The following is an 11171-nucleotide window of genomic DNA, read 5'->3' on the forward strand; positions in this document are numbered from 1 at the left end:
CGGTTTCCGTACGGGACAGGGCGGTCACAGCAGGCCGTGGCGGGGCGGGCGGGCGCCGTTCAGGACGTACCGCCCGAGGTGCTGGATCTTCCAGCGCGCCGGGTCGTGCAGCGTGTGGGTGCGGGCGTCGCGCCAGTGCCGGTGCAGGTTGAGGCCGTCGAGGGCGGCGCGCGTCCCGGACACCTCGAACAGCGCGTCGGCGATCTCCAGCGCCGCGCTCCCGGCGTACGCCTTCGCCGCCGCCACCGCGATCGACGCCTCGGCCGCGCTGTCGTCATCCAGGTCGGCCCGTGCGGTGTCCACGGCCCGGGCGGCGGTGGCCAGCAGCGCGTCGGCGGCCCGGCGGCGCAGGTCCAGTTCGCCGAAGCGCTGGATGAGCAGCGGGTCCTCGGCTGCGGTCTCGTACCCGCTCTCGAACCAGGGCCGGCTGCGGGTCGTCACGAAGTCGACGGCTTCCGCCAGCGCCCCGGCCGCGATCCCGGCGTCGATGGCGGCGTGCAGCAACTGGGCCAGAGCACCGTGGAGTTGGGGGCCGGTGAAGGTGAGGTGGTGGGGGACGACGTGCGCCGCGGGGACCGGTACGGACTCCAGGCGGACCGTGCCGCTCGCGGTCGTCCGCTGGCCCATGCCGTCCCAGTCGTCGGTCACGGTGAGGCCGGGCGCGTCGGCGGGGACGTACGCGACATGGAGCAGGTCGCCCTCGGCGCGGGCGAGGACGGGGATCCAGTCGGCGAAGAGGGCTCCGGTGGAGTAGTTCTTCACCCCGGTGAGGAGGTATGAGCCGTCTCCGGCATCCGTCAGCCGGGTGCGGATGTCCTGGAGGTGCTTGGTCCCGGCCTCGGACTGGGCGTTGCCGAACCGCCGGCCGGCCAGCACCTCCGCGAAGAAGAACGCCCGCTGCTCCGGGCTGCCCTGCTGCCGCAGCACGTTGACGTACGCGAAGTGGCTCTGCGGGATCTGCGCCAGGCTGGCGTCGGCGGAGGCGAGCAGCCGGAAGACCTCGGCGAGGGTGGCGGCGGAGACGTCGGCCCCGCCGTGCTCGGCCGGGACGGTGACGGCGAGGAGGCCGGTGGCGGTGAGCCGGTCGAGTTCGGCGCGCGGCAGTTCGCGCCGGGCGTCCCGTCCGGAGGCGCCCGAGCGGAACTCCTCGGCGAGTTCGGCGGCGGTGCGCAGCGCCTCGGCGTCGTCGCGGATCACCCGCGCGGTGATGGGTGGTCGTCGTCGGGTCGGCGCGGTCACGGGCCTGCCTCCAGGGTGGGTACGGATCGGGGTCAGCGGGTGGCGGGGACGGGGGCGGTCCGGTCCAGGGCGGCGGCGAACTGGGCGACCACCTGGTCGAGCGGGGCGGAGGAGGCCGGGTCCAGGAGCACTCCCCCGTCGTCGCCGGTCGTGATGTGCCGGTCGAGGACGAACCAGCCCTGGACGATGTGGGCGGCGCCCATCGAGGAGAGCACCGGGCGCAGCGCGTAGTCGAGGGCGAGGACATGGGCGGTGGTGCCGCCGGTCGCCAGCGGGAGGACGGTCTTGCCGGTCAGCGCGTACTGCGGCAGCAGGTCCAGGAGCGTCTTCAGCAGCCCGGAGTAGGCGGCCTTGTAGACGGGGGTGCCGATGACGATGCCGTCGGCGCGGGCGAACAGCTCGGTGGCGCGGACGATCTCCGGGTGCGCGAAGTCCGCGCCGAGCAGGGCCTCGGCGGGCAGGGTACGGACGTCGAGCGGTATCACCTCGTGGCCCTGGGCGACCAGGTCGGCGTCGAGGCGGCGGAGCAGGCGGGCGGTGCGGGAGGTGGCGGAGGGGCTGCCGGAGACGGACAGGACGGTGGCCATGAGGACCTCGTTTCTGGGGGGGTGCCGGGCCCGGGGCGGTGGTGGCGGTCCGCCCCGGGCCCGGGGCCGGTCAGGAGTACCAGGTGGGTTCGGGGAGTTCGCCGGTCAGGACGTGCCGGCCGACCTCGCGGCGCTTGTAGGCGACCGGGTCGTGGAGGGTGTGGGTGCGGACGTTGCGCCAGAAACGGTCGAGGCCCTCGGCGGAGGCGGTGGAGCGGGCGCCGGTGACCTCGAAGATGCGGCTGGTGACCTCCAGCGCGACATCGGTGGCCCGGGCCTTGGCGGCGGCGACCCGGACCTCGAAGGCGGCACGGGACTGCGCGGTCACCTCGTCCGGTGCGTCGTGCAGCTTCTGGCCCTCGGCGGCGACGGCGTCGGCCAGGGCTTCCACGGCCCAGAGCTTGGCGGTGAGGTCGCCGTAGACGTCGATGACGTACGGCTCGTCGACGGCCTGGTCGTATCCGCCGTGCAGCCATGAGCGGGTCTTGGTGCGGGTGTAGGTGGCGGCGGTCTCCAGGGCTCCGGCGGCGATGCCCAGGTAGAAGCTGATGAACACCAGCTGGATGGTGGGCACGTTGAGGGTGTTGTAGACGCGGGGCCGGAACTCCTTGTCCACATAGCCGGCGGCGGAGGCCCACGGGGTGCGGACGCCGTCGATGGTGACGCCGCCGCTCTCGGTGAGCCGCTGGCCGATGTTGTCCCAGTCGTCGTGGAAGGTCAGCCCCGGGCTGTCGGAGGGCACGATGGCGAAGATGTGCTGGTCGGTGCCTTCCAGGACGCCTTCGAGCACGGTCACGTCGGAGACCTTGCTGCCGGTGGAGAAGGTCTTGGCGCCGGTGAAGACGAGGTCGTCGCCGTCCTCGGTGACGACCACGTCGCTGTCGCGCGGGTTGACCGCGCCGCCGAAGAACCAGGTGTGCCGCACCGCCTCGGCCTCTACGTGCTCCCACTGCTCGCGGGTGCCGACGAGGCGGGCCGCCCAGTTCCAGAGGTAGTGGTAGCCGAGGAGCTGCCCGATCGAGCCGTCGGCCTTGGCCACCTCGCGGATCACCCGGTAGGCGGTCGTCCAGTCCTGTCCGCCGCCGCCGTGCTCGGCCGGGCCGAGCAGGGTGACGAGTCCGGAGTCCTTGAGGAGCTGGATCTCGGTGTACGGGGTGGCGCCGGCCTTGTCGCGGGCGGCGGCGTCGGTGGCGAGGAGCGCGGCGACCTCGGCGGCACGCTCGATCCAGGCCGCCGGGCCGTCGGGGGTGGGGAGGGTCTTCCACTCGGTGGGTGCTGCGGTGCTCATGGTGAACCTTTCGCAAGCTGTCGGAAGAGCGTCGGGGACGGCGGGAATTGCCCTAGCGGGAGGCGTCCTCCAGCTCGCGGACGAGCGGCAGCACCTTCTTGCCGAAGTACTCGACCTCCTCGTGGTAGTGCAGGAAGCCGAGGAGCAGCAGGTCCACGCCGAGGCGCTTGTAGGCGACGATGCGTTCCGCGATCTGTTCCGGGGTGCCGATCAGCCCCGTACGGAAGCCGTCGTTGTACTGGACGAGGTCCTCGAAGGAGGAGTCCTGCCACATGCCCTTGCCGTCGGCGGTGGAGCTCCCGGCCTGTTTGACGGCCGAACCGAAGCCGTGGACGGCCTCGGTGTCGGCCTTGGCGACGATCTCGCGGAGGGTGTCGCGGGCCTCCGCCTCGGTGTCGCGGGCGATGAGGAAGCCGTTGAGGCCGAAGCGCGGCGGGGTGCGTCCGGCGCTCTCGGCGGCGGTGCGGACGTCGTCGATCTGCTCGGTGACGCCGTCGAAGTCCTTGCCGTTGGAGAAGTACCAGTCGGAGACGCGGCCGGCCATCCGCCGGGCGGCGGTGGAGTTGCCGCCCTGGAAGATCTCCGGATGCGGGCGGTCCGGTGAGGCGATCGGCTTGGGCTTCAGCGAGAAGTCGCGGATGCGGTAGAAGTCGCCGGCGAGTTCGGCGTGGTCCTCGGTCCAGACGGCGCGCAGGGCCCGGATGAACTCCTCGGAGCGGCGGTAGCGCTCGTCGTGCTCCAGCCACGGTTCGCCGAGCGCGGTGAACTCGTCCTTGAACCAGCCGCTGACCACGTTGACGGCGAAGCGTCCGTTGCTCAGGTGGTCGGCGGTGGCGCCGAGTTTGGCGAGGACTCCGGGGTGCCAGAGGCCGGGGTGGACGGCGGCGATGACCTTCAGCCGCTGGGTGGCGAGCAGCAGGGCGAGGCTGAAGGAGGTGGACTCGTGCTGGTACTCGGCGCCGTAGCTGGCCATGTAGCGGACCTGGCTGAGCGCGTAGTCGAAGCCGTTGTTCTCGGCGAGGACGGCGAGTTCGCGGTTGTAGTCGTACCCCCAGTCGGTGCGCTGCTCGATGGTGCTGGTGACGAGGCCACCGCTGACGTTGGGGACCCAGTACGCGAAGCGCACCGGGTCGGCGGAGGGCGGATGGGACATGAGGTTCTCCCGGAACAGGAAGGCGGGTGGTGCGCGGTGGCGGGCACGGCGCGGCGGCCCCGGTGATCGTGAAACCCGATCAGGGGCGATGGGCGCGGCAGAAGAGTCGCGAGGGCGTGCACGGGCTCACACGGCCGGACATGGGCGTACGTGTGGGGGCGCGGGGGCGCGCAGGAGGGGCCGGGCCCTCGGACCTCGCGTCAGCGGGAACAACAGAAGGCGCTGGAAACGCGGCCGAGGTCGATGTGGCGGCGACGGGTCAAGCGGCGCACATCCCTCTCCTTTCGCGTTCCGCGGCGGGCGCCCGGTGGCTCACGGGGCGCCTTCGGGTTCCAGGGTAGGGCGCGGGAACGCTCCAGGTCGAGAAGGCATCGGCGAAGGAGCGATAGGGTTCCCCTTCCACCTCCTCCGAAGATGAGGAAAGACGATGCGGATCGAGCAGCTGGAGTACATCGAGGCCGTCACCCGGCTGGGTTCGCTGCGCCGGGCGGCGGAGGAACTGCACCTGTCCCAGCCCGCGTTGAGCGAGACGGTCCGCAATCTGGAGCGTGAGCTGGGCGTCGTCGTGCTGGACCGGAAGCGGTCGGGGGCGACGATCAGCGAGGCGGGGCGCGAACTGCTGCCGCACATCATCGGAGTGCTGGACGCGGTCGACCGGCTGCGCCGGGCCGCCGACGAACAGCACCGCACCAGCCGCACGGTGCGGCTCGGCACGGTGTTCGCGGCGACGGTCCCGCTGCTGGTCCCGGCGATCCGGGAGTTCCGCGCGCTGCACTCGGCCACCGAGGTGGAGGTGATCGCGGCCCAGCAGTCCGTCATCCACCGCTCCCTGCTGGAGGGCGCGGTCGACCTCGGGCTGGTGAACTACCTGGAAGGCGACGACATCGCGCCGGACCTGGACACCACGGAGCTGATCCGGGGCCGCCCGGTCGTCTGCCTGCGGAAGGACAGTCCGCTGGCCGCGCTGGAGTCGGTCGGGGTGGACGATCTGCTGGGCGAGCCGCTGATCGTGATGCGTTCCGGTTATCTGATGCACCGCTTCACCCACCGGCTGCTGAAGGGCCGGGTGCCCTCGTTCTCGTACTCCGCCGACGGCGCGGAGATGGGCAAGCTGATGGTGGCGGAGGGGCTGGGCGTCACGGTGCTTCCGGACTACAGCGTCCTCGGGGATCCGCTGGAGCGCACCGGGGCGATCACCTGCCGGCCGCTGGCGGGCGACGCCACCACGGTGCTGCTGGTGGTGCAGCGCAGCCGTACGGGTTCGGTGTCCCGGGCCGCCCGCGATCTGCACCGGATCTTCGTCGAGCGCTCCGAGGAACACCGTAGCCGCGGCCGCGGGGCCCAGGGGTCGTCCGGCCGCCTCTAAGGCATCCGCCCGATGCCCGCCGATCGCCTTACTCCGCAGCATGAGCCGCACGGTACGGGTGCGGAGTACGAGGCGGAGGGCGGGCGGCATGGGCGGCGCGGGCGGTTCGGGGGTGGGCCGGGTCCTGCGGGACCGGACGGCGGGGCGCTGTCTGGCGGGGGTGGTCGTCTCCGGGTTCGGTACGTCGGCGATGTGGCTCACGGCGGGCATCTGGGTCAAGTCGCTGACCGGGTCGAACAGTCTGGCGGCGCTGACGGTGTGCGCGATGTGGGCCCCGGTGCTGGCCGGGCCCGCACTCGGCGCGCTCGCGGACCGGATGGAGCGCAGGGCGCTGCTGGTCCGGGTGAATCTGGCGGTGGCCTGTCTGCTGGTCACGCTGGTGCTGGTCGACTCGGCCGGCACGGTCTGGCTGGTCTTCGTGGTGCTGGTGCTCTACGGGGCGAGCGGCGTGCTGCTCGACGCGGCGGAGTCGGCGCTCGTCGCCGGAACCGTGCACGCCTCGCTGCTGGCGGACTTCAACGGGCTGCGGACGACGGCCAACGAGGGCATGAAGCTGGTCGCCCCGCTGGCGGGTGCGGGACTGTACGCACGGTTCGGCGGCCCGGCCGTGGCCCTGCTGGACGCGGCGACCTGTGCCCTGGCCGCCCTGGTCTTCGCCCGTCTGCCGGTGCGGGAAGCTCCTCGGGACCCGGCCCCGGCGGGGGCCTGGCGCGATGAACTCGCCGTCGGGCTGCGGCGGATACGCGCCTCGGCCGTGCTGCGCCCGCTGGTGGCGGCGGGGGCGGCGACGATGCTGTTGGCGGGGGTGAACGGGGCCGTGACGTTCGCGTACGTCGACGAGGTGCTCGGCCGGGCCCCGGCGTACGCGGGGGTGCTGTACGCGGTGCAGGGCGCCGGTTCGGTGGCGGTGGGGCTGCTGGTGGGGCCGTTGCTGCGCCGGCTGCCGGAGCGGGTGTTCGCGGCGGGCGGGATGGCGTTGTTCGGGCTGGCGGTGGGGGCGCGGACGCTGCCGCTGGACGGGGTGGCCCTGGCGGCGAGCGCGGCGATCGGGTTCGGTCTGCCGTGCGTGCTGATCGCGGCGATGACGGCGGTGCAGCGGGAGACGCCGGACGCGGCGCTGGGGCGGACGGTGGCGACGGCGGGCTCGCTGATGACGGCGCCCAACGCGGTGGCCCTGGCTCTGGGGGCGGGGCTGGTCGCGGTGGTGGACGTACGGTCGCTGACGGCGGTGGCCGGGGCGGTGGGGGTGCTGGCCGCGGCGGTGCTGGCGGCGGGGGCGCGACGACACCGCTGCCGTGCCCCCGCGTCACCCCGGCCGTGAAGCGCGACACCGCCTACCCCCGCGCCCTCTCGGCCGTGAAACGCGACACCGCCGCACTCCCGGCCGTAGGCGTGCGACACCGCCGCGCCTCCGCGTCACCCCAGCCGTGAGAGCGCGGCGGTGACCGCTTCCAGGTCCGGGCCGGAGGCGAGTCCCGCGTGGTACAGGCGCAGTTGGTCCGCGCCGAGCGAGGCGGCGTGGGTGGCGTCGCGCTCCAGGGTGCGGGGGCTGCCGCCCATCCCGGTGACGATCCCGAAGTTGGCGGCGCGCACCCCGCCCCGGCCGGCGAACGGCCCGAGGACCGCCTCCCGGGCGGCGTCGGACCCGGTGCAGGGCAGCACCACGCCGTCGGCCACGGCGAGGATGTGGTCCGCCTCGACGCCGACGTCGGCGCCGGTGCGGTACGGGGCGGGGTCGGCGTGCAGCAGTACCGGGAAGCCGGGCGGGGCCTCGGCCCGCACCGCGGCGACGGCGGCTTCCTGGAAAGCGCGGGCGACCCGGCCGCGCCATCGCAGCGTGACGTCCGCGTGTTCGGGCCCGAGCAGCTTCTCGATGCCGTCCCGGCCCGACTCCGGGGAGCCCGCGCCGGACCAGGCGGGTTCCAGCGCGCGGCGTACGGCGGCGGCCAGTTCGCCGGGATCGGCGCCGACGGCCCCGTACCCCGCACGGCACTCGGCGCAGAAGCACAGCGACATCAGATACTGCGCGGCGTCGCCGAGGCCCACCCCGGCGACCTTGTCGTGGGCGTGCAGATGGGCGAAGCCGTACCAGCCGCAGGACTCCAGTTCGGTGCCGTGCGTGCCCGGCCGGGCGGCGGCCTCCGCCGCGAGGTCCACGAGGTGCTCGCGTACGGCGGGGCGGGCGATGCAGGGGGCCCAGGGGTAGCGGTCCCCGTAGGCGTTGACCACCGAGGTGTCCGGGTGCTCCGCGCCGAGCCGTGAGTTGTGCGCGAGGACCACCCAGCTGTGCACCTCCAGGCCCGCGGCGGTCAGCGCCTCGGCGGCCTCCCCGTACGGATCGTCGCCGGGCGTCCAGCTCTGGCGGTACGGGGCGAGGTCGCGTCCGGCCCAGCGGTCCGGGTCCGGCGGGTAGAGGACCGCGGCGTGCTCGGCGGTCACGATGCGGTGGGCGGGGTGGCGGGGGGTCAGGGCCCGGGTGGAGTGGTAGGCGGAGGCCAGGGTGACCTGCCGGACGCCGAGGTCCGCGATCCGGGCCGCGGCGTCCGGATCGCCGACGACGTCCCACGGGTAGAGGAAGACGCCCGCCTTCACGCCCGGCCCCCCGCGGCGGTGTGCTCCTCCAGCAGGGCGCGGCCGCCCGCGATGATCTCGATGAGGTCCTTGACGTGCGCGGCGGGCGGTTCGGTGAGCGGGGTGCGTACCTCGCCGACGTCCAGGCCCTGGAGCCGGACTCCGGCCTTGACCAGGGAGACGGCGTATCCGCGGCCCTTGGCGCGCAGTTCGACGAGCGGCCGGTAGAAGTGGTCGAGCAGCGCGTCGACCAAGGCGTCGTCGCCGGAGTCCAGGGCCCGGTAGAAGGCCAGGGCGATGTCCGGGGCGAAGGCGAAGACGGCGGAGGAGTAGAGGGTGACGCCGATGCCCCGGTAGGCGGGGCCGGTGAGTTCGGCGGTGGGCAGTCCGTTGAAGTAGAGGAAGTCGCCGTCGGGCCGGTGGGTGCGGACCGCGCTGACGATGCGCTGCATGAGGTCGAGGTCGCCGTGGCCGTCCTTGAGCCCGATGATGCCGGGGGTGCGGGCCAGGGCGACGACCGTCTCGGGGGTGAAGATCGCGTTGTCGCGCTGGTAGACGATCGTCTCCAGGCCGGTGGCCGCCGCGAGCGCCGCGTAGTGGTTCAGCAGCCCCTCCTGGTCGGCGACGACGAGGTAGGGCGGCATGGCGAGCAGCCCGTCCGCGCCGGCCTCCTCGGCGGCCCGCGCGAACTGGACGGCGAGCGCCGTGCCGTAGCCGGCCCCGGCGACGACCGGGACCTGTCCGGCGGTCTCCTCGACGGCGGCGGCGACCGCGACGCGGAACTCCTCGGGGGTCAGCGCATGGAACTCGCCCGTGCCGCAGCAGGCGAAGACCGCGGCGGCTCCGGCATCGATCCCGGCCCGCACGTGGGCCCGGAAGACGTCGAGGTCGACGGCGCCGTCCGGCCCGAAGGCGGTCACGGGGAAGAAGAGCGGCCCGGCGACTTCGCTGAGCCGGGCGGCAAGGGGGGCTGAGGTCACGGGCGCTCCCTGAGCAGATTCAGGCGTGCACAACTCTGATCGGTGTCCATATTTCTGAACAACATAACGCTAAGGCAGCCTCCGAGGGCAGGTCAAGGCGGACGCAAGCTCTTGACGCACCACATCTCCCCTCCCTAACTTGTCCACGCATGTGAATGCCAGCCAGGATTGCGCACAGCGCGCCTCGCGTACGCCCCGAGGAGACCCCCGTATGACCGCTCCCCGTACCGTCCTGCTCACCGGCGCCGCAGGCGGCCTCGGCACCCTGATGCGGGGGCTGTTGCCCGCGTACGGCTACGACCTGAGGCTCTTCGACCTGGTCCCGGTGGACGGCGCGCCCGACGCGATCACCGCCGACCTGAACGACCGGGAGGCACTGCGCGAGGCCGTGCGCGGGGTAGACGCGGTCATCCACCTGGCGGGCATCTCGCTGGAGTCCACGTTCGACAAGATCCTCCGCGCCAACATCCAGGGCACGCACCACCTCTACGAAGCCGCCCGCGAGGAAGGCGTCCGCCGCATCGTGGCCGCCTCCTCCAACCACGTCATCGGCCACACCCGCCGCCCCGGGCCGGGCGATCCGCTGATCCCGCTGGACACCCCGCGCCGCCCCGACACCTTCTACGGGCTCTCGAAGTGCTTCGGCGAGGACCTGGCCCAGCTCTACTGGGACCGGTACGGGCTGGAGACGGTCTCGGTGCGGATCGGGTCCTGCTTTCCGGAGCCCACCTCGGTGCGGATGCTGTCGGTCTGGATGAGCCCCGGCGACGGCGCACGGCTGTTCCACGCGGCCCTCACCGCCGAGGACGTCGGGCACACCGTCGTCTACGGCTCCTCGGCCAACACCCGCCTGTGGTGGGACCTGACGTCGGCGCGGGCGCTGGGCTACCGGCCGCTGGACGACTCGGAGCCGTACGCGGCGAAGCTCGTCGCCGAACAGGGCGAACTGGCCCCGGACAATCCGGCGCACGCCTGCGTGGGCGGCCACTTCCTCACCGACCCGCCGATCTGGCCGCACTGAGCCGCACCGGGCCGCCCGGAAATCCGGGCGACGCGGGCGCGGCCGGGAGGGCAGGATACGGGCCATGCCGAGACCTTCCGGATTCCAGTACGAACAGCACGGCGACCAGAGCGTCACCATCACCCACCAGGGCCGCCCGGCGGGCACCCTGCGCGGCGGCCGGGCCGAGAAGTTCCTGGCCGAGGTGACATCGGGCGACGCCCAGCTGGTGATGGCGCGCTGGACCGGCGCGTACAAGCACGGCAACGAACGCACCGCCCGCAACCACCCGCGCAACCGCCGCTGAGGCGCTGCCGGGGCCGCCGGTGAACCACTGCCGGGCGGCCGAAAAGCATCTGGTCGAAGGCCGCGAAGGTAAGGGAACGGCAAAGCCGGGTCGTTCGTTACCCCGTTCATGACCGCTATGACCCCCGGCTCGAACATCCCTCTCTCCGCCGCCCGCGTGGCGGTGGACGTCGCCGCTCCGGTGCGGCTCGACGTCTCGGGCCTGCTGCTCACCGCCGACGGCAAGGTGCGCTCCGACGACGACTTCATCTTCTACAACCAGCCCTCGGGCCCCGGAGTGACGTACCGCTCCGGCGGGGGCTCCGCACCGGACGCGATCGTGGTGGACACCGCGGCCGTCCCGCCGGGCATCGAGAAGATCGTCGTCACCGCGAGCCCGGACGCCGCCGGCCAGACCTTCCAGGGCATCGAGCCCACCGCCACCGTGCGCAACGCGGACGACGGCAGCGCGCTCGCCACCTTCACCCCGCCGCAGCTGGGCGCCGAGACGGCGCTCGTGGTCATCGAGGTCTACCGGCGCAACGGCGCCTGGAAGGCGCGCGCGGTCGGCCAGGGCTATGCCGACGGGCTGGCCGGCATCGCCACGGACTTCGGCGTCTCGGTCGAGGAGCCCGCGGCCCCGGTCGCCCCGCCGACGCCGGTGGCCCCCGCCCCGGTCGCCCCGCCCGCGCCGCCGGTCGC

11 protein-coding genes are annotated in these 11171 nt (G+C 73.3%); 5 read left to right on the forward strand and 6 right to left on the reverse strand.

Annotation, left to right across the window (positions count from 1 at the left end):
• Positions 1–24: 24 nt before the first annotated feature.
• The 4 genes from G3I54_RS19690 to sfnG form a co-directional block, all read right to left on the reverse strand.
• Positions 25–1197 carry an SfnB family sulfur acquisition oxidoreductase gene (locus tag G3I54_RS19690; RefSeq protein WP_343240368.1) on the reverse strand — a complete coding sequence of 391 codons (1173 nt, stop codon included), beginning with the start codon at positions 1195–1197 and terminating at the stop codon, positions 25–27.
• A gap of 74 nt (positions 1198–1271) precedes the next feature.
• Positions 1272–1826 carry an NADPH-dependent FMN reductase gene (gene ssuE / locus G3I54_RS19695; protein WP_164616173.1) on the reverse strand — a complete coding sequence of 185 codons (555 nt, stop codon included), beginning with the start codon at positions 1824–1826 and terminating at the stop codon, positions 1272–1274.
• Positions 1827–1896: 70 nt separating this feature from the next.
• Complete coding sequence (locus tag G3I54_RS19700; RefSeq protein ID WP_164616174.1) at positions 1897–3114, reverse strand: acyl-CoA dehydrogenase family protein; 1218 nt, start codon at positions 3112–3114, stop codon at positions 1897–1899.
• Between the two features lie 52 nt (positions 3115–3166).
• On the reverse strand, positions 3167–4267 hold the full coding sequence (gene sfnG, locus G3I54_RS19705; protein ID WP_164616175.1) for a dimethylsulfone monooxygenase SfnG: 1101 nt from the start codon (positions 4265–4267) through the stop codon (positions 3167–3169).
• Positions 4268–4694: 427 nt separating this feature from the next.
• On the opposite strand from sfnG, the gene G3I54_RS19710 reads away from it, so the two are divergent.
• Both G3I54_RS19710 and G3I54_RS19715 read left to right on the forward strand, forming a co-directional pair.
• The gene (locus G3I54_RS19710; RefSeq protein WP_164616176.1) at positions 4695–5633 is read left to right on the forward strand and encodes a LysR family transcriptional regulator; all 939 of its coding nucleotides are present in this window, start codon (positions 4695–4697) and stop codon (positions 5631–5633) included.
• Positions 5634–5721: 88 nt separating this feature from the next.
• On the forward strand, positions 5722–6954 hold the full coding sequence (locus G3I54_RS19715) for an MFS transporter (protein WP_164616186.1): 1233 nt from the start codon (positions 5722–5724) through the stop codon (positions 6952–6954).
• A gap of 95 nt (positions 6955–7049) precedes the next feature.
• Here the strand turns inward: G3I54_RS19715 and G3I54_RS19720 are convergent, their stop codons facing one another.
• Both G3I54_RS19720 and G3I54_RS19725 read right to left on the reverse strand, forming a co-directional pair.
• A complete protein-coding gene (locus G3I54_RS19720) occupies positions 7050–8225 on the reverse strand; it encodes a hypothetical protein (RefSeq protein ID WP_164616177.1) in 1176 nt (391 codons plus the stop codon).
• Positions 8222–9184 (reverse strand): 5-dehydro-4-deoxyglucarate dehydratase, encoded by a 963-nt coding sequence (locus tag G3I54_RS19725; protein WP_164616178.1) that lies wholly within the window; start codon positions 9182–9184, stop codon positions 8222–8224. The genes G3I54_RS19720 and G3I54_RS19725 overlap by 4 nt, the downstream gene beginning before the upstream one ends.
• A gap of 211 nt (positions 9185–9395) precedes the next feature.
• On the opposite strand from G3I54_RS19725, the gene G3I54_RS19730 reads away from it, so the two are divergent.
• From G3I54_RS19730 to G3I54_RS19740, 3 genes are all read left to right on the forward strand, one after another.
• On the forward strand, positions 9396–10205 hold the full coding sequence (locus G3I54_RS19730; protein ID WP_164616179.1) for an NAD(P)-dependent oxidoreductase: 810 nt from the start codon (positions 9396–9398) through the stop codon (positions 10203–10205).
• A gap of 64 nt (positions 10206–10269) precedes the next feature.
• Positions 10270–10491 (forward strand): hypothetical protein, encoded by a 222-nt coding sequence (locus tag G3I54_RS19735; RefSeq protein WP_164616180.1) that lies wholly within the window; start codon positions 10270–10272, stop codon positions 10489–10491.
• Between the two features lie 108 nt (positions 10492–10599).
• The coding region (locus G3I54_RS19740; protein WP_164616181.1) for a TerD family protein at positions 10600–11171 on the forward strand (572 nt) is incomplete at its 3' end.

Origin of the sequence: Streptomyces sp. SID14515 (assembly GCF_010548505.1) — a bacterium.
In the GTDB taxonomy this organism is placed as follows: domain Bacteria; phylum Actinomycetota; class Actinomycetes; order Streptomycetales; family Streptomycetaceae; genus Streptomyces; species Streptomyces caviscabies.